Source organism: Pantoea sp. FN0305, assembly GCF_050113845.1.
Classification (GTDB): Bacteria; Pseudomonadota; Gammaproteobacteria; order Enterobacterales; family Enterobacteriaceae; genus Mixta; species Mixta alhagi.
The window spans coordinates 524,289-548,415 of the sequence record NZ_JBNJSN010000002.1 but is presented as its reverse complement, the minus strand read 5'-3'; the positions used below and the strand labels follow the sequence as shown (position 1 = coordinate 548,415).

At 53.8% G+C, this 24,127-nt stretch carries 21 protein-coding genes and 2 tRNA genes; 3 read left to right on the top strand and 20 right to left on the bottom strand.

Going from position 1 to position 24,127, the window contains the following annotated elements; genetic code table 11:
- Nucleotides 1-6 precede the first annotated feature (6 nt).
- Nucleotides 7-1,479 carry a phospholipase D-like domain-containing protein gene (locus ACQE3Y_RS06655; RefSeq protein ID WP_426974311.1) on the bottom strand — a complete coding sequence of 491 codons (1,473 nt, stop codon included), beginning with the start codon at nt 1,477-1,479 and terminating at the stop codon, nt 7-9.
- Nucleotides 1,480-1,510: 31 nt separating this feature from the next.
- Nucleotides 1,511-2,062 carry an O-acetyl-ADP-ribose deacetylase gene (locus ACQE3Y_RS06650; RefSeq protein WP_426974310.1) on the bottom strand — a complete coding sequence of 184 codons (552 nt, stop codon included), beginning with the start codon at nt 2,060-2,062 and terminating at the stop codon, nt 1,511-1,513.
- A 105-nt stretch (nt 2,063-2,167) separates the two neighbouring features.
- Between ACQE3Y_RS06650 and ACQE3Y_RS06645 the strand changes: the two genes are divergently transcribed.
- Nucleotides 2,168-3,328: a beta-glucosidase gene (locus ACQE3Y_RS06645; protein WP_426974309.1), complete on the top strand. Its 1,161-nt coding sequence runs from the start codon at nt 2,168-2,170 to the stop codon at nt 3,326-3,328.
- Here ACQE3Y_RS06645 and ACQE3Y_RS06640 read toward each other — a convergent pair.
- From ACQE3Y_RS06640 to ACQE3Y_RS06620, 5 genes are all read right to left on the bottom strand, one after another.
- Nucleotides 3,325-3,522: a hypothetical protein gene (locus ACQE3Y_RS06640; RefSeq protein ID WP_426974308.1), complete on the bottom strand. Its 198-nt coding sequence runs from the start codon at nt 3,520-3,522 to the stop codon at nt 3,325-3,327. The genes ACQE3Y_RS06645 and ACQE3Y_RS06640 overlap by 4 nt on opposite strands.
- Before the next feature lie 337 nt (nt 3,523-3,859).
- The gene (locus tag ACQE3Y_RS06635; RefSeq protein WP_426974380.1) at nt 3,860-5,233 is read right to left on the bottom strand and encodes an efflux transporter outer membrane subunit; all 1,374 of its coding nucleotides are present in this window, start codon (nt 5,231-5,233) and stop codon (nt 3,860-3,862) included.
- Complete coding sequence (locus ACQE3Y_RS06630) at nt 5,233-6,321, bottom strand: HlyD family secretion protein (protein ID WP_426974307.1); 1,089 nt, start codon at nt 6,319-6,321, stop codon at nt 5,233-5,235. The genes ACQE3Y_RS06635 and ACQE3Y_RS06630 overlap by 1 nt, the downstream gene beginning before the upstream one ends.
- Nucleotides 6,318-8,003, bottom strand: coding sequence for an MFS transporter (locus ACQE3Y_RS06625; RefSeq protein WP_426974306.1), 1,686 nt, complete (start codon nt 8,001-8,003; stop codon nt 6,318-6,320). The genes ACQE3Y_RS06630 and ACQE3Y_RS06625 overlap by 4 nt, the downstream gene beginning before the upstream one ends.
- A 1-nt stretch (nt 8,004) precedes the next feature.
- Nucleotides 8,005-8,436, bottom strand: coding sequence for a MarR family winged helix-turn-helix transcriptional regulator (locus ACQE3Y_RS06620; protein ID WP_426974379.1), 432 nt, complete (start codon nt 8,434-8,436; stop codon nt 8,005-8,007).
- Between the two features lie 543 nt (nt 8,437-8,979).
- On the opposite strand from ACQE3Y_RS06620, the gene ACQE3Y_RS06615 reads away from it, so the two are divergent.
- Both ACQE3Y_RS06615 and ACQE3Y_RS06610 read left to right on the top strand, forming a co-directional pair.
- Nucleotides 8,980-9,243 (top strand): biofilm/acid-resistance regulator YmgB/AriR, encoded by a 264-nt coding sequence (locus ACQE3Y_RS06615; RefSeq protein WP_426974305.1) that lies wholly within the window; start codon nt 8,980-8,982, stop codon nt 9,241-9,243.
- Between the two features lie 222 nt (nt 9,244-9,465).
- Nucleotides 9,466-10,968: a SulP family inorganic anion transporter gene (locus ACQE3Y_RS06610; RefSeq protein WP_426974304.1), complete on the top strand. Its 1,503-nt coding sequence runs from the start codon at nt 9,466-9,468 to the stop codon at nt 10,966-10,968.
- Between the two features lie 21 nt (nt 10,969-10,989).
- Here the strand turns inward: ACQE3Y_RS06610 and ACQE3Y_RS06605 are convergent, their stop codons facing one another.
- The 13 genes from ACQE3Y_RS06605 to ACQE3Y_RS06545 all read right to left on the bottom strand — a co-directional run bounded on the left by ACQE3Y_RS06605 (nt 10,990) and on the right by ACQE3Y_RS06545 (nt 24,117).
- Nucleotides 10,990-11,715: a YoaK family protein gene (locus tag ACQE3Y_RS06605; protein WP_426974303.1), complete on the bottom strand. Its 726-nt coding sequence runs from the start codon at nt 11,713-11,715 to the stop codon at nt 10,990-10,992.
- 387 nt (nt 11,716-12,102) lie between these two features.
- A tRNA-Leu gene (locus tag ACQE3Y_RS06600) sits at nt 12,103-12,189 on the bottom strand.
- Nucleotides 12,190-12,200: 11 nt separating this feature from the next.
- Nucleotides 12,201-12,274, bottom strand: a tRNA-Cys gene (locus tag ACQE3Y_RS06595).
- Nucleotides 12,275-12,628: 354 nt separating this feature from the next.
- Nucleotides 12,629-13,630 carry a hypothetical protein gene (locus tag ACQE3Y_RS06590; protein ID WP_426981141.1) on the bottom strand — a complete coding sequence of 334 codons (1,002 nt, stop codon included), beginning with the start codon at nt 13,628-13,630 and terminating at the stop codon, nt 12,629-12,631.
- A 7-nt stretch (nt 13,631-13,637) separates the two neighbouring features.
- Nucleotides 13,638-14,558, bottom strand: coding sequence for an ACP S-malonyltransferase (locus ACQE3Y_RS06585; RefSeq protein ID WP_426981139.1), 921 nt, complete (start codon nt 14,556-14,558; stop codon nt 13,638-13,640).
- Between the two features lie 9 nt (nt 14,559-14,567).
- Nucleotides 14,568-15,707: a hypothetical protein gene (locus ACQE3Y_RS06580; RefSeq protein ID WP_426981137.1), complete on the bottom strand. Its 1,140-nt coding sequence runs from the start codon at nt 15,705-15,707 to the stop codon at nt 14,568-14,570.
- 215 nt (nt 15,708-15,922) lie between these two features.
- A complete protein-coding gene (locus ACQE3Y_RS06575; RefSeq protein ID WP_426981136.1) occupies nt 15,923-16,693 on the bottom strand; it encodes an outer membrane lipoprotein-sorting protein in 771 nt (256 codons plus the stop codon).
- Between the two features lie 10 nt (nt 16,694-16,703).
- On the bottom strand, nt 16,704-18,011 hold the full coding sequence (locus tag ACQE3Y_RS06570; protein WP_426981135.1) for an ABC transporter permease: 1,308 nt from the start codon (nt 18,009-18,011) through the stop codon (nt 16,704-16,706).
- Entirely contained in the window at nt 18,012-18,659 is a 648-nt protein-coding gene (locus ACQE3Y_RS06565) for a hypothetical protein (protein ID WP_426981134.1), read from the bottom strand.
- Nucleotides 18,646-19,344 (bottom strand): ABC transporter ATP-binding protein, encoded by a 699-nt coding sequence (locus tag ACQE3Y_RS06560; protein ID WP_426981132.1) that lies wholly within the window; start codon nt 19,342-19,344, stop codon nt 18,646-18,648. Before ACQE3Y_RS06560 ends, ACQE3Y_RS06565 begins: the two co-directional genes overlap by 14 nt.
- A gap of 10 nt (nt 19,345-19,354) precedes the next feature.
- Nucleotides 19,355-20,335: an ATP-binding protein gene (locus ACQE3Y_RS06555; RefSeq protein ID WP_426981131.1), complete on the bottom strand. Its 981-nt coding sequence runs from the start codon at nt 20,333-20,335 to the stop codon at nt 19,355-19,357.
- Entirely contained in the window at nt 20,328-21,554 is a 1,227-nt protein-coding gene (locus ACQE3Y_RS06550; RefSeq protein ID WP_426981191.1) for a beta-ketoacyl synthase N-terminal-like domain-containing protein, read from the bottom strand. Before ACQE3Y_RS06550 ends, ACQE3Y_RS06555 begins: the two co-directional genes overlap by 8 nt.
- Nucleotides 21,547-24,117 (bottom strand): beta-ketoacyl synthase N-terminal-like domain-containing protein, encoded by a 2,571-nt coding sequence (locus tag ACQE3Y_RS06545; protein WP_426981130.1) that lies wholly within the window; start codon nt 24,115-24,117, stop codon nt 21,547-21,549. The genes ACQE3Y_RS06550 and ACQE3Y_RS06545 overlap by 8 nt, the downstream gene beginning before the upstream one ends.
- Between the last annotated feature and the right edge of the window lie 10 nt (nt 24,118-24,127).

Sequence of the window (24,127 nt, the reverse complement as noted above, 5' to 3'; positions counted from 1 at the left end):
TGCCCGCTATAGCAACCACTCTACCGGCAGACGCCAGACCAGGCGCACCAGCAGGCGCTGGTAAAAACGGGTTTTCGGCTCATGCTTATGCACGATTTCCTCCGGTTCACCTTCATATTCCACCCAGTTAACCCGTCCCCATTTATCCAGCCGCAGCGTCCAGGCGCGCTCGCGCATCTCCTCGACAAATCGCTGATGAATATTGCTGGCCAGCGTTTCGCTCTCGATCAGCAGCCCCATTTCGGTATTCAGCACTGCTGAACGCGGATCGAAGTTAAAGGAGCCGATAAACACCTTCTGGTTATCGACGCTGAAGGTTTTGGCATGCAGGCTGGAACCGGAGTTGCCGGTAAGTCCGCGATCGTGCGGCTTCTCTTCGCTATCGGCCTGCGGCTTTAGTTCATACAGTTTAACACCATGACGCAGCAGCTTTTTACGCCATTTGGCGTAGCCGGCATGCACCACCGATACATCGTTAGCCGCCAGCGAGTTGGTGAGGATAGCGATTTTAACGCCGCTGCGCACCAGCGCCAGCAGCTGCGCGACGCCCGCGCGCGTCGGAACAAAATAGGCGGAAATAATATCGAACTGGTGTTGCGGGCGACCAATGATTTCGATCATCCGCTGCGGCAGCAGCGTGGCGCGCCGCGCTTTGCCCAGCCCTTTACGCGGGTCGTCGCTCAACAGACGCGCCGGTGCCCAGGTCATCTTTAATTCGCCGCTGTCCAGCTGCGACATATAGCCGCATGACTGCAGGCGCTGCATATAGCGCTGCACCTGTTCGCTGTCACGCCAGGCCTCTGGGAGCGTCACCTCCGCGCGGGAATCGTCCGGCGCCTCATCCACCACTGCGGAAAAAGCGGTCACCGCCTTGCTTTGCCAGTAGCGTTCAAAGTCAGCCGCCACCTCTTCCACCACTGGCCCGATCGCCATAACATCAAGATCGGAAAACAGCGGCTGTTTGCCTGCGCCAAAGTATTCATCACCAATATTACGCCCGCCGACAATGGTAACCATGTCATCAACGGTCAGGCTTTTGTTGTGCATGCGTCGGTTCAGGCGGGCAAAGTCGCTGAGATAACCCAGCGCCCGCAGAGTGCGAAACGAGAACGGATTAAACAAGCGGATCTCGATATTGGGATGACGATTCAATTCGCTCAGCGTTTTGTCCAGTCCCATGGTGTTGTTGTCATCCAGCAGCAAACGGACCTGGACGCCCCGGTCAGCGGCCTCCAGCAGCGCGCTGAACAGCAGCCGCCCGGACATATCGTTTTGCCAGATATAGTACTGAATATCGATGCGTTCTTCCGCCATCGATAACAGCTGATAACGGGCGGCGAAGGCATCCAGTCCGTTGCTCAATGAATGGATACCGCTGTGCTGTGGATGTTGAACGGTACGGGGTTTAACTGCCCTGGCGAGGCGGGTACGGCTGTCTGCAGGCGTCACGTTATCCTGCGGGTAAAGCGCTTCAGCCATTATTTTTCCTTTTTTCTAAACCTGATTGTTATTATTCACCGGCCGCAGCTCCACCGTCATCGACCTGTTCTGAATGCTGGCGATAAAGACGATAACTTTCTTCGTCAAAACAGACCACCCAGACCTGCTGAGGATAGTCGTGCTGCTGCAAAAACTGGCTAATTGTTCGCAAGGCGATCGCCGCCGCCGCCGCTTTCGGGTAGCCATAAATGCCGGTGCTGATGGCGGGAAAGGCGATGGTAGCGAAGCGATGCTCTGCAGCCAGCTGCAAACTATTATTATAGGCGCTGGCCAGCAGCTCCGCTTCGCCCTGGCCACCACCACGCCAGACCGGGCCCACGGTATGAATCACTGCACGCGCCGGTAAGTTGCCGGCTCCGGTCAGCACCGCCTCTCCGGTCGGGCAGCCGCCCCGACTCGCTGCCAGCTGGCGACACTCGGCCAACAACGCCGGTCCCGCTGCGCGATGAATTGCGCCGTCAACCCCGCCGCCGCCCAGTAAGCTGCTGTTTGCAGCGTTAACAATCACGTCTACCTGCTGACGCGTAATATCGCCCTGAATAATACGTAGCCGGCTATGCATGTTTTCTCCTCGCAATATCAATGGTGAAAATCGGGTCGGGGATGCCATTTAGTCTAGACTTAGCGAAACGTTCCGCGCCTGCCTTTTTTACAGGAGAAGAACCGCATGCGAGTTACCTCATCAACCGTGCCATCGCAGCGCCACCAGCCGTCTCTGTTCCACAGCTTTTTTCAGGGCAGCTTCCCCTGCTCAACCGCCTGCCGCAGAGAGGGTAAACGTCTGGATATGATTATCAGCAGCGGCCACGATATGCTGATCCATAAAGATTATGCCGCGCTGGTGGAGCACCGTTTGCTGACCGCACGCGACGGCGCACGCTGGTACCTGATCGAAAAAACGCCTGGCGAATATGACTGGTCCTCTTTTCTGCCGATGGTGCATGCCGCCAACCAGCACGGAATTCAGGTGATCTGGGAAGTGGCGCACTTTGGTTATCCGGATCATCTCGATATCTGGTCATCCGGCTTTGTTGATGCCTTCGCCCGTTTTGCCCGCGCCATGGCGGAAGTGATGCGCAACGAGGGTATTGAGCAACCCTTTTTCACCCCGATCAATCAGATCTCCTTTTGGTCGTGGGCGGGCGCGGAAGTGGCCTGGCTTAACCCCTACGCCAGCGGACGCGGCCCGGCCCTGAAGAAACAGCTGGTGCGCGCCAGCCTGGCGGCGATCGCCGCGATACGCGAGATCTATCCGCAGGCGCGCTTTGTTCTGACGGATCCGCTGGTGCATGTTGCACCCGTTGACCACAGCGCGGCGGCGCGTGAAGAGGCGCAGCGTCAGCACCTTTCACAGTTTGACGCCTGGGATATGCTATGCGGCAAGCAATGCCCGGAGCTGGGCGGCAGCCCGGAGACGCTGGATATTATCGGTCTGAACTACTATCCCGATAATCAGTGGTTCAGTAACGGTTCGCCTTTAAACGCAACGCACGCCGCCTGGCGTCCGCTGCATCTGCTGCTTGAGGAGGTCTGGCAACGTTATCAGCGCCCAATGCTGTTAGCGGAAACCGGTGCGGAAGGCGAAGCACGGGCCAACTGGCTGAACATTGTTGCTGATGAAGTGGAACTGGCGCTGGAACAGGGAGTGGCCGTGGAAGGCATTTCCCTCTATCCGATAGTGGAGTATCCGGCCTGGGCAGACGACCGTCGCTCGCCCGGCCCGCTGTTTGGCCTGCCCGATCCCAATGGCAGCCGCACGCTCTATGAGCCGCTGGCGCTGGCGTTACGCAGCCAGCAAATCAAATTACAAAATCGTGCAAAAGGTTAAGGCGTCGGGGAAGCTTCGGCGGGCTGAGCGGCGGGTTCTGCAGGCGGCATGGTGCAGGTCTGCACTTCAAACGCGTCGGATGAGGGACGACGAATGTCGGTCAGCCAGGTCGTGGTAAAGATAACCACGATGCCGATCAGACTGGCAGCGAGTAAACCAATTAACGCGATAAGTTTATCGTCACGGTTCTCCATCACTGATCTCCTTATTTAACCATCGGATCTTTTGCAGTGTGCAATTATGACATCCATAGGGTCACAATGAGAACAAAGAATATCAGAGTAAAAGAGGTTAATAACAGGACTACAATGGCAAATTGCGCATCGTCGAGTTGCGGCAGTTCATCTCTTTCTGGAGGCTCAGGCGGCAAAATTTCATTCATTTTTTGTCATCATCACAGCGGACATCATCGATAAACAAGATACCGCTCTGTTTCTGCCATGCGGTTTTACAGTGTAGCACGGCTGATTGAAATCGTAACCGCCTGCTTAGCGCGCCGAATCTTAGCGTTCCGGCGCGCTAAGCAGGCTCTTAAGGTTGCCAGCCGCCGCCCAACGCCCGATAAAGATCGATTTGCGCCAGTAGCAGATTGCTTTTCAACTGAACCACGTTCAGCTGCGCGCTGAATAGCGTACGCTGTGCATCCAGCTCGTCAAGATAGGAAGCGTAGCCGTTTTGATAGCGGTTGCGGGCAATACGTAGCGTGTCGGCGGCGATCTCCTGCTGCTTTTCTACCTCCTGCAGCTGCGCCTGGGTCTGCTGAATCGCATCCAGCGCATCATTTACTTCACTAAAAGCGTTTCGCACTACTTTCTCATAGCCGTACAGCGCCTGATTGCGCGATGCCATCGAAACATCTACCTGTGCCGTTAGCGCCTCCCGATTCAGCAAGGGTGCCAGCACGCTGCCGCCAATGCTCCACAGACGGAACGGATTATCCACCAGTTGATGCAGCACCGAGGATTGCAGGGTGCCAGAGGCAGTCAGATTAAGCGAGGGCAGCAATTGGGCCTGAGAAGAGACCAGCGTCTGGTCCGCCGCCAGCAGCAGCCGCTGGGCCTGAACAATATCTGGTCGACGCTGCAGCAACTCTGATGGTAACAGCGACGGTAACCGCTGCGGCATCACCTGCGTAAAGTTTGACTGGCGAGCAATGCGACGCGGATTCATGCCAACTAAAATACTCAGCGCGTTTTCCTGCTGATGGATTTGATGTTCAAGCTGGGGAATTTGCGCTTTGGCCGCCTGATATTCCGATGCTGCCTGCATCCACTCCAGCCGCGAGGTATAACCTGCGGCGAACTGACGCTGCGCCAGATTGAGCGAGTTTTCTCGCGTTGCCAGCGTCGCCTGGGTCACGCGCAGCTGCTCGTCCAGCGCCAGCAAGGAAATATAGCCGGAGGCGACCGAGGTGGCGATGGTCAGTTCAGCCGCAGCCGCAGCGGCCTGCTGCGCCGCCAGCGACGCACGAGCGGCATTGATACTGCTACTGCGCGATCCCCACAGATCCACGTCATAGTTTGCCTGCAGCAATCCCTGATAAACGTTGCCCTCGCGCGGTTGCCCGGTAACGGCCGACAGCGAGCGCGCACGCGTTGCGCCTACGCCGACATCCAGCGTGGGAAAATTATCTCCGGCGGCGGCGCGCAGTTGCGCCCGATACTGATCCACGCGCGAACGGGCGGTCAGAATATCGGGATTATTGCGCAGGGCCTGTTCCACCAGCCGGTTCAGATTGGAATCGGCAAAGGTTCGCCACCAGTTCGCTTCCGGCGCGGCGGACGGCCCCACCTGATAACGCCACTGCGGCGGGATCGGCAACGACGACGGTGCCTTGTCAACGTCACGGGCACAGCCGATTAACAATGGGATCATTAGCGCCAGCGCCTGCGGTTTCCAGCGCATCATGACCGTGGCTCCTCTGCGCCGGAGGTGTCGATATTCACCTCTACCGACATCCCGGGACGCAGCCGCGCCTGCGTATCATCCGTGATCCTGATACGTACCGGAATACGCTGCGCTATTTTCACAAAGTTGCCGGTCGCGTTATCCGGTGAGATTGCGCTGAACTCCGAGCCTGCAGCCGGAGAGATAAATTCCACCACGCCGTGAAACTCAGCGCCGTTCAAAGCATCCACGGTAAAGGTAACCGGCAAACCGGGGCGTACGTGCGTCATCTGCGTCTCTTTCATGTTGGCGATCACCCATTTTTTCGCCGGCACCAGCGACGTGAGCCGCGTACCCGCAGAGACATAGGCGCCGCGCCGCACTGAGATCTGCCCCAGCTGCCCCTCTTCCGGCGCAATAATGCGCGTGTTGTCTAAATCAATCTGTGCCAGCTGTAACGTCGCCTGCGCATTGGCGACATCCGCCTCCAGCGAGGCGCGGTTAACGATTACCGTTTGCCGATCCTGACGTGACACTTCCAGCGTCGCCTTCGCCTGCTGCACGGCGGTTACCGCCGCGCTATTCGCCGCACGCGCCGCGTCACGCTCACGAATTGACAACGAGCCGTCTGCCACCAGGTTTTCCACGCGTTTTAAATCGAAGCCGCTTTTTGCCGCCTGTGCACGGGCATTTTCCAGCGCCGCCTGGTTACGTACGATCACCGCTTCGGCGCTGAGCCGCTGCTGCTGATTATTGGCTAACGCCGCCTGCTTCATCGCCAGCTGCGCTTTCGCCTGTTCAACCCGCTGACGATAGATACGATCGTCAATGGTCATCAGCACGTCACCCTTATGAACCGGCTGTAGATCCTGCACATTAACGGCGGTGATATAGCCACTGACCTGCGGGCTGATAAAGGTGATCTGCCCTCGTACATAGGCATTTTCCGTGCTCTGCACCGCGCTGGTAAAGGGCCATAGCTGCCAGGCGTAAAGGATAACCAGTACGCCAACCAGAGCTATACCGCTGCCAACGGCAATGGAGAGGATCCGAAATTTATTATTACGCTCGCGCTCGGCGGCTTTGACTTCTTCCTGCTGGCTCATTGTTTCTCCATGCTGGCTGATGTTGCCGAAATTGATTGAGCAGCGGCGGCCTCACGCTGCTGCTGACGTCGGGTGATAATACGCTGGCGCGTCAGGCGATAAAGCACCCAGACCAGGGTACAAAAGGCCATCCCGGCGGTCAGTAAATAGGTATCGTTCCATGCCAGTACGTTGGCCTGCAGCGTGGAGACGCTTTGCAACTGCGCTACCGCCTGCGCGCTAAGTAGTGCACTGTCGCCCAGCTGGCTATTAAACAGCGCGCTGTACTGACTAAGACGCTCGGTTACGTTGGGATCGAGCAGTGAAAGCTGGTCACCCAGCAGACTGGAGTGATATTTTTCCCGCCATACCTGAAAGGTGCCGAGCATGGCAGCGCCAATCAAACCGCCTAAATTCTGACTCATGCCGAACAGCACCACGAAGCTCACCAGGTTTTTCGGCTGAGTTACCACGCTGCCGATGCCCAGTAACATGGCAGGCGCCATAAAGAAAGCGCTGCTGAAGCCCAGCAGAAACTGGCTGAAATACATATTGTGCGGCCGCGTCAGCGGATTAGAGTGGCTGTCCATAAATGACGCAATCATCATGATCAGCAATGAGGTGACGATCGGCCAGCTAAAGTGTGCAGGTTTCAAGGTCAGCGCGCTGGCAGTGATCCCCAGCACCACGCCAGCAATAATCGCCAGCGCCAGGCCACGCAGCTGATCGTTCTGCAGGCCAACCTGCTGCAAAAAGCCGATGGCTCCGCTGTTCTGTTCCGCCAGCACCACGCGCATCATGATCATTACGATACCCAACCGGATAATGGCTCCGCTGCCCAGCCAGCGCGTATTGATCAGCGGATTTTTACGGTTATGCTCTACCACCACCGCGCTGATGATCAGTACCACAGCCAGTGCCAGGCAGATACCGAGCCACGGCGTACTGAACCACCATTCGATGCGTCCCAGTGACAGCACACCACACAGCAGCGCCATCCCCGGTGCCATTAAAATGAAGGTGACGAAATCCATTTTTTCAAACACCTTGCTGCGATCGCTTGGCGGCAGCTTCAGCATCAGTACGCACCCCAGCGCCACCATCGCCAGCCCCAGCTCAAACAGATAAAGCCCGCGCCACTCCTCCAGTTGCAGCAGCTCAGAAGAGAATAGCCGTGCCAGTGGAATGGCCAACTGTGAGGCGCTGATGCCGATCGCTAACGCCTTAAGGCGATGCTTTGCCGGCCACGCCTGAATCTGATAGTAAATGCCCAGAGAACTTAGCGCGGCCGCCACCATACCGTGCGCGGTACGGACAATGATCGCCGAGCTGAGATCGTTAACGAACAGGTGAAAAAAGGCCACCAGCACATACAGCAGCAAAAAAGCTTCGGTAAAGATACGCAGGCCAAACTGCTGGCGAAACTTCACCAGCAGCAGGTTAATAGAGATATTTCCCATTACGTAAACCGCCGGGAGCCAGGCGATCTCGTTAGAATAAGCGCCAAAGGTGCCCTGAAGGTTGGTCAGATTAGCCGTTACCAGCGCATTGCTCAGCGCGCCCGTCAGGGTAATCAGCAGGCCAACCAGCCCAAAAGCGATACGTTTTTTGGTGGGATGAATCGGTGTTGAAGGTGAACCAGGCAGCATTGGCTTTTCATGTGGCTGCCACTGGCGCGGAGCATAAGGATTCGATTTCGCCACGTCAGAGCGTTCCTGTCTTATCCAGCAATTGCTGCAGTACACGCTGGGCTATCGCTAACTCGTCGCGATCGATATCCGTTAACAGCTCGCCGCGTAAACGATCTGCTTCTACTTTGACTTTTTCAAAAACCGCCCAGCCTTCGGCAGTGACAATAAGCAGGCGCTTACGTCGATCTTCTTCTGGCTGCAGACGCTCTATCAGCCGTTGCGCCACCAGCCGGTCGATTAGCGGCACCATGCTGGCCTCTTCCAGCCCCAGCACCTGCGCCAGCGCTTTCTGCGTCATGGGTTCACTTTCACTGGCCAGCGTGGCAATAGCCAGCCAGCTATTCATGCTGAGGCCGCTCTCTTTTAGTCGGCGGTCGATAGCCAGTCGCCAGGCGTGCGCCGTGAGCTGCAGCAGACGAGGAAAGCGCTGAGAGGAATCCAAAATATAGGCACCTAATGATTAGACTTCTATGTATATAACCATTGGTAAGTATAGGCGCTGGAGAAAGGGGTTGTGAAGAATCTTGCCGGCTTATTATGGTGCAAAAAATGGCATTCCCGAGAACGGCAAAAAACGCCCATTCACTGCCTACAGCCTGGTTTTAAAGTTACCTTTAGAATAAATGTTACAAGCGAAACGTTTTTATCGCGTTTTTGTATAGCTTTTGTATAATTATTTATCTTTTTAATTATTTGATTATTAAGCAATAGCACTTTTTGTTTAATCATTGTTTGTACAGCTTTGCTTTTTTTGTATAGCTTTACCTTCGCTGAGCTAAATCATGCTCTGTAACGAATGATGCATTTGCGTCGCCTCTGAAGGTGTTTAACTCGGATTTCCACCTTCAGAGGTTTTTTTTCGCCTGAAGGATGTATTGCATTCTGCTCACGACATCATTGGTTTTTGACCATAAACATTAGAACCCGGTCATTTCTGACCGATCCCTTAAGCCTTGACGCGCTACCAGCCGCGTTAAAGAGGACGAACATGCAGACTACTACCTCGCAAACCGACAAGGATATTACCGACTATTTTAACCTGCAGGAGCAGGGCGCCGTTAACGAAGGCGAAGTTCTGGGTGCCGTCGTGGCTGAGATTCTGCAGGCAGGACAGCCCGTAACCAATAAAGCGATTATCTCACGCCTTATCCAGCGTCTTGAGCTGGAAAGCGATGTGGTTATGTTGGATGTTTATCGTCGTGTTCTGGAGCTGGTGGTTAACAAAACGGAAGACGATATTATCGGTTATTAACCTCTTTAGTTGGCTATATCGCCAGTTAAAGCGGCCAGAGTAGTGATGTCATTGCGTCTCAGACCGGCACTTTCCTGCAGAGGGAAATCCGGTCTGAAACTGGTATCAACAGACAATTACAGGTAACATGCGCCTCTTGCCCTGTATGGGCAACTCAAACCTTTCAGATCCATGATGCACACTGCTGCATCTGACATTAAGACAATAAGAGCCTGCATTATTATGACCACCTCTTCCGAGGCGAACGCTGAAAAGCATGCCGCCAGCGAGCTAACCGTTGCCCGCGTGTTACGCTCGCCCAAATTATTCACGCGCGAATGCCTGGCTGGCGTAATTACCGCGCTGGCGTTGATTCCTGAAGTTATCTCATTTTCCGTGATTGCCGGCGTTGATCCTAAGGTCAGCCTGATTGCCTCGGTGGTGCTGGCGCTTACGCTGTCTCTGCTGGGCGGTCGTCCGGCAATGGTGACCGCCGCCGCCGGTTCGGTTGCGCTGGTCATTGGCCCGATGGTGCGTGCGCACGGCGTGGAATACATTATGCCCGCCGTGCTGATGGGCGGCGTAATACAGATCCTGTTCGGAATCGCCGGGCTGGCGCGAATGATGCGCTATATTCCCCGTTCGGTGATGCTGGGCTTTGTTAACGCGCTGGGCGTACTCATTTTCTTTGCTCAGGTACCGCACGTTTGGGGTCAGTCGCTGCCGGTGTGGCTGCTGTTTGCCCTGACGCTGATTATCGTGCTGTTGCTGCCGCGCGTATTAAAAAGTGTCCCTTCCCCGCTGGTCGCGATCGTGGTGATTACCGCCATTGCCGTTTACTGTGGACTGCATGTACCAAACGTTGGCGATGAAGGTCCGATGCAGGCTGGTCTGCCAGGACTGAATCAGCTGGCCGTGCCGCTTAATCTGGCGACGCTGCAAATTGTCTGGCCGACGGCGCTGAGCATTGCGCTGGTAGGCATTATGGAATCCTTGTTGACGGCGAAACTGGTTGACGATCTTACCGATACGCCATCCAGCAAACGTCGTGAATGTTGGGGACTGGGTATCGGCAATATCTTTGCAGGCTTTTACGGCGGCATTGCCGGCTGCGCCATGATTGGCCAGACCATCGTTAATGTGGAATTAGGCAAGGCGCGCACACGTATCTCTACTGTGGCAGCCGCTCTGGTTCTGCTGCTGCTGGTAACCGGACTCAGCGCGCTGATGGCGCAGATCCCAATGGTGGTGCTGGCGGGCATTATGATGATCGTTGCGCTGAAAACCATTAACTGGCACAGCCTGCAGCCCGCTACTCTGAAACGCATTCCCCTGTCGGAAACGGCAATCATGGTGCTGACAGTTGTCATGACCGTCTGGACCGGTAACCTGGCCATAGGCGTGGTTGGCGGCGTTGTTTTCGCTATTTTGCTGTTTGCCCGTCGCGTCGCGCACGTTATCCATGCGGAGCGGCAGCTCAGCGCCGACGGTGAATCGGTGCGCTATGTGGTGCGCGGCCCGCTGTTTTTTGGCAGCAGCAACGACCTGTTTGAGCATTTCGACTATGCGCACGACCCGCAGGATGTCACCATTGATTTAACACATGCGCAGATTTGGGATGCCTCCAGCGTGGCGGCGCTTGATGCGATTGAAAACCGCTACCAGCGCTATGATGCGCGGGTAAAAATCGTTGGGCTGGATACGCGCAGCAGCGATTTTCATCGTCGTCTGAGCGGCACGCTATAACCCAAACGGCCCGTTACGTTTTTATTTGCCCGCCGTAATCCGGCGGGCTTTAAAAAGATAGCCCAGCGCCAGCAGCGTTAAAAACAGGCCAATCACCAACAGGAAGCCGTTTCCCATCATTCTGTAGAGCCAAACCCCACCTACGCCACCCACCAGAAAGGCCGTTATGGTTGAGCCATGCAGCATCAGCCGTTGCAGATAGACTGGGGTGTACTCTGTAGATTCCCGACGCCGCAAAATATCCAACAGCATAGCTAACTCTATGCCAATATCAGTTGCCGTTCCGGAAACATGGGTTGTACGCACACGTGCGTTGGAAATCCGCGTAACCACCGCATTTTGCAGCCCCATTAAAAAGCTCAGGCTGAGGATCATCAGGAGGCCGCCTGCTACCTGCGGGAAAAAGATCTCCGTAACGCCCAGCAGCAGCAACAGCATCCCCTCCAGCAGAATATTAATGACGTAAACGGCGCTAATGCTGTGGCGACGGCCATGATTAATCAGCAGGGTTGAAAAGGTGGAGCCGAGAATAAATAGACAAACAATCTCAAAAAAGAACAGCGCGATCGGCAGCTCAGCGCGCGCCAGTCGCTCGGAAAGTGATGAGACATTGCCGGTCATATTGGCAGAGAAAAAACCCACCGCCTCAAAGGCAGCGGTATTTAACGCGCCGGCAACCAGTGCAAGCGTTGCGGCCAGACGGCTGTCGGTAATAAAGGTTCTGGCCTCATCCTGACGAATTAACATAGTAAGTGGTGATATTGCGAAGTAAGTGAGGCGCTATTATGCGCTTTTTTGTCTGCATCCCTTTGTGGTTTATCAAAAACCGCTCTGCAGTTGCTGCTTTCTCCTGCCTGGCCATTAATGGCTCGGTGCCTGCTGCAACTTTAAGCATCATAATAGTATGTTGTAACTAAATGCTGGTGTGGTGTTATTATCCTGCATTAGGATTTGGTGCCTATGCCTATGCCTATGCCCATGCCCGGGCTGGCTGATTACCCGATAGTTGGCAGGCAGAATAAGGGAATCATGACAGCGGTTGATATCAGGAAACCGAAGACAAAAACAAAAAAACCGCCCTTGGGCGGTTACGACATTACTACTTATTGCTTTGATTTTATTCGGTATTCATTATGGTGCCCGGGGCGGGACTTGAACCCGCACAGCCATACAGCCGAGGGATTTTAAATCCCTTGTGTCTACCGATTTCACCACCCGGGCAGGGTGTAAAGTGGAGGCGCGTCCCGGAGTCGAACCGAGGTGGACGGATTTGCAATCCGCTGCATGGCCACTCTGCCAACGCGCCTTTATTCCGTTTGATCGTCCGAATTCGAACCATCTAATTCTTAACTGAAACTGCATCTATGCTCAGATGCTAACTCATTGATTCGAGAAGTTTTTTCGCGTTCCCTCATCAGATGGACGGCATTATGGACTAACTTCCCGCGGTTGGCAACCCCCCAAAGTTAAATTTTTTAAGAAGCTTTTCCATAAAACACAAGGCTGTATGAATCATCGACGCTTTCTGTTCTGTTTTTATCCTTCGCGATTAAAGCGTCACCAGCAGCCCGCCATCCGTTAGCGGACCGCTATAAGTTATAGACCGATTTTTGCCGTAGCGACAGTTCTGTGATGAATCCGTGGATAGCCCAGACGCGAATTACCAGAGCGTGGCCCGCTTATCGATCTCAATACAGCGCAGATACATATCACAGGCGGTTAGGTAGTCTGTATGCCATCGCCAGTAGAGATGCAAAAAATAGCAGCCGCTTGCTGGCAGATAGCAAACGAAAAAGTAAAGGCTAAACGGCAGGCTCCAGGCCAGCCAGGCCAATAGCGCATTAATGAAAATTATCCACAGTAGCTGTAAGGCAGCAAAAACAGTTACCCGCACTGCCAGCGGTTTTGCCTGCAGCGCCGCGCAGGGCACCGCAGTGGAAAAGGAAAAGTCAATTTCCTGCATGAGCAACTTACCGAGAAAAATATACTTTTTTGACAGGCGGGCAAAAAGCAAACTGAGGGTTAACACCACCAGACAGAGGATAAACATCGCCACCATAAGCGCAGGCGACTGCCATCCGTGGTTCAGGGAAAAGTCGGGATTATTTTTCAGCGGGCTGACGGTCAACATATTCAACGCGCTATTTATCAGCATGAAATAGCTTACATAGTGATAAAGCCTACGATGTTGCGCCTTTTGTGGCGTAAAATTAGCCAGTTGTCTGATATAAACCGACCGCACGCCTCTGAACATCCAATAAACCAGTAAAGGCAGCAAACTATACAAGCCTAAAACGGCATACCGATCTCCCAGCAGCGCGAATCCGCCTTTGACCAGCAGCCAGCAGGCCAGCGCGCTGAAGGCGCACGCCACCAGCGGACGGGATAAAAACCTTTCCGTCCGGGAGGGGGTTTTACCGTTAAAGCAGGTGAGATCGACATTTTTGATTGCGCCTTTGTACATCCAGTATGCTTTTAAATCATAAATAAGATGGAACAGTACAATGGCCAGAATAGCGCTAACAGCGCCCGCCTCCTGCTGGGTAAGCGAGCAGGCGTTATTTTTCCATAAAAAACCTAACAGCATCAATAGGATAAAGTAAACAAACGGGATTAACCTTCTGTCCTGATAGCGGATAAAAACTGCATAATCGGGGATCATAATAGTCTCACTGACCTGACAGGAATGTTCTGCAATGGAATAGCCGCTCCGGCGAAAAATCGGCATAATCGCTTAGCAATGGTACCAGCCAGGCCTTATGACTGATGTCAATGAGTAACGGTGAGTTCTCCGCGCTTAAAAGCCGCGCCATGCTCGCAGTCCACTTTACGGTATGGGTTAAATGCTGCGCCAGGTTCTCCCGAATGGTTCCGGGATGCGATTCCGCCTGACCGCTGACATTCATCAATACGTTATGTTGCGGCGGCTGAATAGTTACCCTGGCCAGAAAATCCCGCATTGGCTGAACGCCCTCCTGCATCAGGCGAGTGTGCCAGGCTCCGCTTACCGCTAACTTAACGCTCTGGCAGCGGGCGCGACGCGTAAAGTCGCTTAGCGCAGAGGTTGTGCCCCCTATCACCTGCTGTCGGCAGCTGTTATCACAGCTGATATCCAGTTCAGCGCCATAAGCCGCAATCAGATCGCGTACAGCCAGATAGTTCATTCCTCTCACTGCCAGCATGGAGCCTTTATGTTTTTTGCTTAGCTCATGCATGGTAGCTGCGCGAAATTGAATAAGAGAAAACAGCGCTTCCAGCGTTATTGCGCCTGCGGCATACAAGGCACTGTATTCACCTACGCTATGCCCACAGGATGCAGAAATATTTATCCCTTTTTCCCGTAGTAGCGTATATAAGCTGATATTGACTGCCGTAACAGCAAGCTGCTGTGCTGAGGTGTGTACCAGCTTATTTAGCGGACCTTTTAAACAAATATGCCGAATATCAATGCCTGAAATATCACTGGCGCAGTCCCAAATTTTGCGGGTATGCGCATTAACGTCCCAAAGCTCGGCTCCCATACCAATAGCCGGATTCCCCTGCCCGGCAAAAAGCAGGGCCACCGTTCGGTGTTGATGATTACTATCCATGTTCATCTCTTAAAAATAATATTTAAATCCGCAATAAACGCCCACCATTTTGCCAAACAGGCCAAACTCACTATTGCTGCTTCCCTGCGTGCTATAGACGCCGCTGTAAAAATCGATATTTTCTTGCGCCAGCGGCTGATTAAAATGCAACCCCAGCATTACGCTTTTATCTAAAAGATTAACGATGCTGTATGCGCGCAGGTTGGCGCTATCGGCGGTGATTAGCGTGGCATAGCTGTTCAGATAATGCTTTCCCTGTAGGCTGCCTTTATTGGCAATGTTATCTATTTCCGCTGCCATTAAATATTTATACGCATCATGAGCGCGATCGAAGGGAGCAAAACCCGTACGCTGATTCAGGTAGCGAATGAAGTTTATCTGGTTGCGCCACTGCTGGCGGGAATAGCCTTCGCTCTGGAAATAATACTCCACACCAAAATGGCTGAAGCTCTGCGTGGTGTATTGCCCTGACAATGCCAGTTCTATGCCGCTCTGACGGCCACGCTGAAAAAGCGCAGAGGGAAAGAGATAATTTTGTACCTGTGCCGCGCGCTGCTCAGCAAAATGACGCCACTGTTGATTACCATGCCAGGCCAGTTCAGCGTTAAACATCCACTGCGGCGCAGGATGAAAGCTGTCCGCCACGGCCAGCGTTCTGCTTTCGCCAGCGCGCAAACTCACCGAAAGCGTATGATCAGGTAGCCGGTAATCGCTGTAAGAGAGCAGATAGCGCGCGCTGGCGTTGGATCGCTCAAGTGCAGACCAGTCGCCGGAAGATTCATAGCGTCGCCTAATCTGCGTTAGCTGTGGCACAACCGTTACCGACCAGGCATAATGAAGTGCATCAGCGGATAACTGAATGCCCCAAAAGGATTCGGCGTAGATCGCCTGCAGAACGGGATCGTAAATTCTGCCTGGTTTAAAACCTGAATAGTAAGTATGCAGCAAATCTGCCGGCGACTTTAAATAAAACCGTCCCGGTTTCGCGCTGAATTTACCCAGCGTAAAAAGCAGCGTTTCTGACGGTTGATAAGCGAAACTCAGCCGGTGCAACATTAACCGCGTGTGATTTTTCTCTGTTTCAAAAGCGCCGGGCGTTTGCCACGGGTAATAAGCCATCCCCACCAGCGATAAATCTGCACTAAGCATGTTCGCCTTAAGCTCGCAGCGGTTATCGTATCTGATGGCTATATCACTGACGCTACTGTTATCCCGGTAAGAATTTTTCTGATCTATTTGCCAACGAGCCGTTTCCCTGTGCCGCCACGCCTGCTGGGCATAAAGCTGAATATCCGCCTCTGGCAGGCACTCCGCTAAAAGGCGTAGCGGGAAAAATAGCAGCAGCAACCTGATAACCCGCGCCATCAGTTGCCACTCCGCTGAATATACTCTTTGGTGAAGTGAGAAAGAGGAAGCGATTCCAGCCGAATATCGCTGTACTCCATTACGGAATATCTCTTGCCGTGGCGCAAATCTTCCACCACGATCCTGGTCGGCCTTGCTTTACCTAACACCGGCAGATAGTTCTGATAAAGAACCTGCTTAACCAGCTTATCATCCAGTGAATAGTAGGCTGCTTTCCAGGGCCGGTAATCACCACCTTTTTCCACCCAGTAAATGATCTTCGGCCAGGTCGCGGCGGGAGACTTTCGCTTTAGCGCCAGCCGGTAGCAATGGGTTTCTCCACAGGGTGCCTCCCCCAACAGTTCGGCATGATAGGCATACTCAAAGTTCGTCACGATGACATCGCCATTGGAGATTTGCCCCAGCAGCCTCTGCTGAGGCAAAATGGGGATCGGCCGCCGCAGCTCCGGCGTATAAAACCACAGTTCATACCAGTCCGACAGCATCATCTTTCCCCTGTCGCGCGGTGGCCAGACAAAGCGCACCAGAGCGCGCGCATCCGCCTGCCCGCCCTTTTCCGGCTTAATAAAGCGCATCGAGATATCCAGGATCTGTTTGCTGACAGGCTGCTGCTGCCCCGATTGATATTCCTGTATGGTTACCCTGTAGCGAAAAGGCTTGTTGGGCGAGCGCACTTCATCCGCCAGCCGAATGATTTCCAGCGCCTGCGGCGAGGCCGCGGCTGCTGCGCTGGCAAAAAACAGAACCAAGGCTTTCCCTGCCCTTTTCATCGTTCTTCCTTTAGCTGAATTTAAACGCGTCCGCGATATTTAAACGGGATGCCCGGAGCGAGGGCAAAATAGCGGCCAGCGCCGAGGTCAGCACCGGCAATAAAAACGTAACGGCCCACAGCTCAACGCTGTCCGTCTTGATAAATGCGGTGTAACCGTGGGTTTGCCCGGGCGAAGGCGGCATGGCAATGCCCTGCAGGTTAACGATCCCGGCCAGGGCAAAGCCCGCCAGAAGGCTGCCTGCGCCGCCCAGAACACCAATAACTATTCCTTCCAGCAAAAACAGGCGGATAATATGAGTGGGTTTAAGGCCAATGGCGCGTAAGGTGGTGATCTCACGGGTGCGCTCCACGATATTCATTGCCATCGCATTGCTAATCATAAAAATAACAATGACCGCCACCATTACCTGAATAAAGAGATAGATCCCGGAGAGCAAGCTTTCCACCTGTTGATAAAACAGCGATATCTCTTTCCAGCTACGAATGGTTAACGGCAGGTTTTTCTCATTGATAAATTGCTGAAGCTTCGCCCTGAACAGCGGAAGATCGGCATCATCTTTCAACAAAATTAAAACTTTACTGACGCCACGGGTATCCATCATGCGCTGAGCGGTAACCAGCGGAACCTTTATGGCTACATCATCGTAATCTTTGATGCCGGAGGAAAAAATGCCGCGCAGTTTTAATGAGATCGCTCCCTGCCCGCCGCGGCTATTCACCACCATTAAATCCAGCCAGTCCGCGTAATGCGCGTTAAGCGTGGTTGCCAGACCGCTGCCCAGCGTCATCTCCTCTTTTCTGACGCGCGATAAATCACTCCCGGATAGCATCTTCTCGAAAGCGCCCAGTTTAAGCGCCGGTACAGGCTCGATGCCCACTCCAGAAAAATAGCTTGAGGTTTCATTTTCATAATGTGAAATGATGCCGGTAAACTCCAGCTGCCCGGAAAGCGTGGCAATATACGCAGCCAGGTCGGGATGGCTTTCTATTTCTGCTTTCAGCGTTTGATAATCGTTAATAAGGCTCAGGTTTTTATTCGATGTCTGAAACCAGAGCGGATTATAAAGCTGGATATGGCCCACATTCATACGGACCGTTTGCTCTTTCAGGATCCAGAAAGCGTGATGAATAAAGCCGCCCCAGCTAAAAATGGCTACGCCGCCGATAACGATCGCCATCAGAGTGGAAAATGAACGCCGTTTATGCCTGAAAAGATTCAACAGCGCAAACAGGGCGATCTCTCTGCTGCACAAAAGACAGTAAACAACAAAACCGCTAATAAGCGCTGCGGCGATAAGGCTTCCGGTAGCGATCATCTATTTATCCCCGGCTAAAGGAAGAACGATCTGCGTGGCTTCGCTTATTTCCCATTCAGGCGCGGCATTCAGCGCTAACGAGAGAGATTTTAAATGCGGGCGTACCTGCTTTAACCGGGCCAGCAAAGCCGCTGCCTGATTGATTTCTCCACAGCTGTGTAAGGCGCGATAGCGCATATATTTAACGTTATCCAGAATATCACTTTCGAACGTTACGCTTGATTGCTGGATAAACTGCGTGTCGCTGAGAGCAATAACACAGCGGCCAGAGGCGGCGGGCAGAAAGGCGTCGATTCTGGCCCTTAAATAACGTACGCGCGGGTCGTTTTCATACAGCTCAGCGGCTTCGTCCAGATAAAAAAAGCCCGTTCTGGCATATTCCGCAGCCTTAATCACATCGTTTTCTGCAGCCAGCTGCTCCGCCAGCTTTAGCATGCCGTAGGAGTAGAAAATTAATGAGGTAATATTTTTTTGCTGTTGATATTCCGTAAACAGCGCTTCCGTTAAAACCTGCAGCGATTCCCGGCTCTCCGGAAACGAGTGCTGGATAATCCTTGCCACCATCGGTGGCGCAACGGCGCTTACGGCCTGCATCGTTAAGCTCGCCAGCAAAATAGCGCAGCGTAGCCAGCCGCTAACCCTCATCAATTTGCCCATCCCTGATTTCGATAATACGCCCGGCCCGCTCTTTCAGCTGCGCCGAGTGCGTTGAGATAATAAAAGTGGTGCCCGTTTCCTGATTGATTTTTGTTAGCAGATCTAAAATCGCCCCACCGGTGGTGGAATCGAGGTTGCCTGTGGGCTCATCCGCTACCACCAGCTTCGGCTGATGGGCCAGCGCCCTGGCAATGGCAACCCGTTGTTGCTGTCCTCCCGAAAGCTGCCCCGGTTTACGATGCGCCAGGTGAACCAGCCCAATGCTGTTGAGATAATCCAGGGCACGTTCTCTGGCCTCTTTTTTCCGATAGCGACCATTCAGCAGCAGCGGATAACAGACATTATCCAGCGCGGTCAGCACCGGCATCAGATTGAAAAACTGAAAAATAAAGCCCAACTGCTGGCTTCTGATAATGGAAAGCTGTTTTTCGTTTAGCGAATCAAGCATCTTGCCGAAAAATATCACCGTTCCGCTGGTTGGCCGATCGATACCAGATAATATGTTCAGCAGCGTGCTTTTCCCGCTGCCTGAAGGACCGCACAGCGCCACAAAATCGCCGTGCGCAATCTCCATATTTACCGCTTTCAACGCATCAACTTTACTTTCATTACGGCCATAGCTTTTATTCACCTCGCTTAACGATATCGCTGGCAATTCCCTGACATTACTGGCCATCCCTGCTCCCTTAAGGCTGATATCGGGTGTCGAAATAGTGATAGCTGCCCATTGCGCCAGGCATGACCGTGCGCATTTTTCCCGATCGGCAGCGGTGCCGCTCAAGGTAAAGCCAGCTCAGCGCTGGTGAAAGGCAGCCGCTGTCGCCATATTTTTCGCTCAGGCAAATAACTTCCGCTGCCGATGCGCCTGGTTTATTCGCACTAACCCGTTCAGACAAGGTATAACTTAATCCGGCAATGGCCAGCCGTTCGATATCGGCGTCATCACATAACCTGTCCAGAGTTAAGAAGTTACTGTCGGGAAAGATATAGCTGCCGCACGCTACCTGAAAAGCGCTTTCCTGCTGACTGAAAATAAAACAGCCTGCACGCTCCACGGAAAAATTCATTTTTATATCAGGGTTTTCTCCCTGCGCCGTGTTTTCCGCCGTGGAAAAAACCAACGGCGGAATGGCGCGATATGCAGCACTAATCACGACAAAATCGAAGATATCCCAGCTAAGGTAATCCTGCGCCATTCTCAGCGCCTGCATAAAGGCGTGCTGTTCACCCCGCACTTTGCAGGTGAACTCTTTTACTGAAAATTTCTTCAACAAGTTTTTCGGCAGGCTATCAAGCATGGTCACATGCAGAGCGCTGGTTATATTTTCAAATAGCCCTGACTCGCCCCATGCATCAACACAGATAAAGGCGGTGCGCGACTTCCTTAAACGCATGCGTTCTTTAGCCGCTAGCTGTTGTAACGCCTGGTCGGCCGCCTGCTCTGTGGCTTCGATATAATCAATGCAGGCTGGCTTGCGGATCATCTCGCGGGCGTAGAGCGCTTTATCACAGCCAAACCGCTTAAAAAACCATCCCTGCGCGTTGGTGGCTTTTATTGCCCGGTTATAAAGGTGTGATTCCCAGACGTTTAACCAGCTCGGATGATAGCGATAAAAGCGATCGTCCGGCTCGATCACCGCAAATGAAGACAAATAGCAGTTACTCATTGCTGGCTTCCTGGCGCTCATCCGACGCCACTACCGCGATCAGCGCCCCATCCACGCTTACGCCTGTTTTTAACAGATGCTGCTGCCGGTGCTTTACCGCTTCTGCGCCAATAAGCAGATACGGCGCCAGCTCTTTGATAATGGCATCGTTCTTTCGTGCCGGGATCAGCTCCCGCCGGGTTAACGCATAGTAAGCAATGATTAAATCAACGATGCCGGAGCCAGTGGCGGTATAGCCCGTCTGTCCTTTATAGGCCAGTATGGGCACCGGAACGTCGTTCAATAACAGCGCGAGCGCCTGCGCCTCGGCTTTATCACTGGCTGCAGCGCCATTGCCATGAGGAATGATCGCGCACAGTTCGTTAAGCGCAACGCCTGCGTGAAGCAATGCTTTTTTCATCAGCCGGTGCAGACTGGCGGTCAGATAAGCCGCATCATGATTTCTGTTGGCACCGATCTGGCTATAAACCGAGCGTAACCGCACGCCAGCCGCCATCTGCCGGGCAACCCGATGACGACGACTCTCCAGCAGCATGACGCATAAACCTTCAGCAACCAGCACGCTTTTACTTTGTGCGCCAAAGGGCTGTACCACACCGCCATTCAGCATCTGCTGGTTCTCAAGGAACCAAAAATCCTGTGTTTTAATCTCTGAGCAGCTGATCACCAGCACCAGATCGATTTCTCCTTTTTCTATCGCCTGACAACCAATATGTACCGCCGCCAGTGAGGCGTTGCTGGCGCAGTTAAGATTGGGCGGCAAATATTTCAGACGATATTTTTGCGCCAGCTGATACGCCAGCCCATCCTGCGACATATTGGCTATCTGTAGCTGTGCTACCGATGTTGTCAGCTTGATATCCTCCATATCGTTACAGTCATAGAAAGATTTATAGGCCTTCGCATCCACTCTTGGCCCCACGCCCGCCAGATAAACCCTGACCTTTTCTCCGCTCAGGCAGCGTTTATCCAGGCAAGCCTGTTCAACGGCGTCGTCAACCAGTCGCGACAGCCGTTCACACAGGCTTTCTGCGCCCGGCGGCAGACGCGCAAAATGCCTGTTGCTTTTGAATCCACCTTTTATCGCCTGCTCATCGGAAGCAAACCAGCCGCAGGTCTCCACCTGCTTCCCCTGTCGCAAATGGGCGATCAGTTGATGGCTGCTTCTGGCGAACGGCAAACAGAGACTGTGGCCGGCAATAATCGCTGCGTTATCCAGGCTGTGCTCCTTTGATGACTATTGCATAGTAATTTCCGGCTTCGTTGGCCCCCAGCAGCAGAGCATGCTGAAGCGGCATCGTCTGTGGTTCACGAACAAAATTAAGGCGCTCATCGCAGAACCGCTCGGTATGGGGAATCGCAGGAACCCGCTGCTGCCTGAAGCAGTCAATCAGCACCGCCAGATTCAGCAGACCGGCGCAGGAGGCTACAAAGCCAAAGAAAGCGTTATAGTTCACTATCGGTACCTGCGGCTTTTCCTGGCAGAAGGTCTGCCAGATCGCCTCTGTTTCTACCTGGGAATGTTGCTGGCTGCCGTTGCTGGTGCCGCAGACCAGATCGATATCGTTGGCCGTCAGCCCGGCATGCCGCAGCGCCCGGCCGATCGCCAGCATCATCGCCTGCGCTTTCTCGCTGAGCCGATCCGCCGCAAAATAGCTGTTGCTGCATGACTTGCCATAACCCACAATCTCCGCCAGAACGTCTGCGCCTCTCGCCCCGGCGGCCTCTGGCGCTTCCAGCAGCAGCATGCAGGCCCCCTCACCCGGAACAAACCCCTGCGGCGCGTTAGCATAAATCTGATAATCCTGCGCCTCTGCGGTCATATGCAGCTTTTGCGTAAGGGCATCCATATACAGCGCCATAGAGGGAAAGTGTTCATCCGCACCGCCAATAATCACCTGCGACTGCAGCTGCTGGCGAATGATTTCATAGCCATAGGTCAATGCGCCCAGCGCGGCGTTTTCACCAGTAGCCAGCGTAGTGGTATAGCCCTTGATGCCTTCCGAGATGCCACAAAAGGTGGCGATGGAATTCATTAACGAGCCGGGAAACTCAGAGGTGCGCACCTTACGCGGATCGGGCTGCAGACTTTGCAGGTATTTCCAGGTTGTCTCCTGCGGACCACGCGACATGCCCATAATCAGGCCGGTCTCGTCACCCTCTTTTTTGATTTTACGCCTGGCGCTGGTTAATGCCGCTGCGAGCGCAATCAGCGCAAAGGTTCCGCCGCGCGTCGCCTTGCGCCGATCGTAACGGCGCAGATGTTTGCGTGCATCCAGCCCGGTAATCTGAAAGGTTTTAAAGTTCCGGGCATGCTCCGGCAAAAGCGGCGCGATCTCTGCGAGACTGCGCCCCAGCACGGTTTCGAACTGCCGGGTAGCGCGCAGGACATCAAGCAGCTCCCTGACTTCCGCCAGTGTATCCGGATGAAACACCACCGGCTGCAGCGCGACCGGCTTTTGGTATGACCAGATTGCTTCCAGCATTTCGTTGATGGTATGCCCCAGCGCGGTCACCGCGCCTATGCCTGAAATCGCCACGCGCTTCTCCTGATAGGCGCTGACGGGCACCGATGCGGGCTGCGTACTGATCACCAGGCTGCAATTATTGCCGCCAAAAGCATAGTTGTTTTTAACGAATATATTGACCGCTTTCTGGCGAAAGTGGTTGGCCACATAATCCAGATCGCAGTTAGCACGGGGCGAGCCGAAATTGAGCGTTGGCAAAATTTTCTGCGCGGGCAGCGTCACCAGGCAGGCGATTAACTCCACCACGCCCGCCGCGCCAATCGTATGACCAAAATAGGATTTGGTGGCGCTAACAGGCAGGCTGGCGCTCTGCGGGAACACTTTTTTCATTGCCAGCGTCTCAATGCGATCGTTAGCTTCGGTTCCGGTACCGTGAAGGTTGACATAATCAACCTGCTGCGGCGCAACAGCAGCATTATCCAGCGCTTTTATCATCACCCGTACGGCTCCGCTCGCACGCGGATCCGGGCCGGTTTCATGATACGCATCGCACGAGGTGGCGTATGAAAGGATTTCCCCATAGAGCGTTGCGCCACGGTCAACGGCATGCTGGTACTCTTCCAGCACCAGAGCACCAGCGCCTTCACCGATGGACATTCCCGGCGTGCCGGAAAAAGGGGTACAGGATTCTGTATGCATCACGTTAAGCGCATAAAACCCGGCGAAGGTAGGCAAATAGATTGGCTCGGTACCTGCGGCCAGCATGACCGGGCTTTTCCCATTCTGGATAGCGTCAAATGCCATGCCGATGGCATTCGGGCTGGCAGTGCAGGCCGTGGCTACCAGCTCAACGCCGCCCTTCAACCCCAGCAGGCTGGAAACGCTGGAGCAGCAGGCAGAGAAGCCGCCGGAGAAAATGGCTTTTGCCAGCGAAAAATCCTGCATGCGCCGCTCAAACAGCGGTAAAAAAGCCTCGGTGCCGGCCGATGAGACGCCAATAACTAACCCGGCTTCTTCAAGAGTGGCCCGCTGATTTATCAGCCCGGCCTGTGCCAGCGCATCCTTACCCACCTTATAGGCCCAGAGCGCAGCGTTATCGAGCGACTGGACAATCTCGTGCGAAAGCTCCGGAAAATCCCCGCAATAGAGAATTTCCGCAGCGCGGGCATGGTTAAACCACCGGGAGAAGCGTTGACTGTCGGCCACCGCGCATTGTCTGTTAAATAATGCCTGGCGAAAGTCTGCAATATTATCCGCCAGCGGTGACAAAATCCCCATACCGGTGATAACCACTCTTTTTCTGTTCTTCATCATCATCCCTGCT

Bases quoted from the DNA above. Each gene is read 5' to 3' on its own strand.
- ACQE3Y_RS06655 (WP_426974311.1), bottom strand. From the start codon at position 1,479: ATGGCTGAAGCGCTTTACCCGCAGGATAACGTGACGCCTGCAGACAGC.
- ACQE3Y_RS06650 (WP_426974310.1), bottom strand. From the start codon at position 2,062: ATGCATAGCCGGCTACGTATTATTCAGGGCGATATTACGCGTCAGCAG.
- ACQE3Y_RS06645 (WP_426974309.1), top strand. From the start codon at position 2,168: ATGCGAGTTACCTCATCAACCGTGCCATCGCAGCGCCACCAGCCGTCT.
- ACQE3Y_RS06640 (WP_426974308.1), bottom strand. From the start codon at position 3,522: ATGGAGAACCGTGACGATAAACTTATCGCGTTAATTGGTTTACTCGCT.
- ACQE3Y_RS06635 (WP_426974380.1), bottom strand. From the start codon at position 5,233: ATGCGCTGGAAACCGCAGGCGCTGGCGCTAATGATCCCATTGTTAATC.
- ACQE3Y_RS06630 (WP_426974307.1), bottom strand. From the start codon at position 6,321: ATGAGCCAGCAGGAAGAAGTCAAAGCCGCCGAGCGCGAGCGTAATAAT.
- ACQE3Y_RS06615 (WP_426974305.1), top strand. From the start codon at position 8,980: ATGCAGACTACTACCTCGCAAACCGACAAGGATATTACCGACTATTTT.
- ACQE3Y_RS06610 (WP_426974304.1), top strand. From the start codon at position 9,466: ATGACCACCTCTTCCGAGGCGAACGCTGAAAAGCATGCCGCCAGCGAG.
- ACQE3Y_RS06605 (WP_426974303.1), bottom strand. From the start codon at position 11,715: ATGTTAATTCGTCAGGATGAGGCCAGAACCTTTATTACCGACAGCCGT.
- ACQE3Y_RS06590 (WP_426981141.1), bottom strand. From the start codon at position 13,630: ATGATCCCCGATTATGCAGTTTTTATCCGCTATCAGGACAGAAGGTTA.
- ACQE3Y_RS06585 (WP_426981139.1), bottom strand. From the start codon at position 14,558: ATGGATAGTAATCATCAACACCGAACGGTGGCCCTGCTTTTTGCCGGG.
- ACQE3Y_RS06580 (WP_426981137.1), bottom strand. From the start codon at position 15,707: ATGCTTAGTGCAGATTTATCGCTGGTGGGGATGGCTTATTACCCGTGG.
- ACQE3Y_RS06575 (WP_426981136.1), bottom strand. From the start codon at position 16,693: ATGAAAAGGGCAGGGAAAGCCTTGGTTCTGTTTTTTGCCAGCGCAGCA.
- ACQE3Y_RS06570 (WP_426981135.1), bottom strand. From the start codon at position 18,011: ATGATCGCTACCGGAAGCCTTATCGCCGCAGCGCTTATTAGCGGTTTT.
- ACQE3Y_RS06560 (WP_426981132.1), bottom strand. From the start codon at position 19,344: ATGGCCAGTAATGTCAGGGAATTGCCAGCGATATCGTTAAGCGAGGTG.
- ACQE3Y_RS06555 (WP_426981131.1), bottom strand. From the start codon at position 20,335: ATGAGTAACTGCTATTTGTCTTCATTTGCGGTGATCGAGCCGGACGAT.
- ACQE3Y_RS06545 (WP_426981130.1), bottom strand. From the start codon at position 24,117: ATGATGAAGAACAGAAAAAGAGTGGTTATCACCGGTATGGGGATTTTG.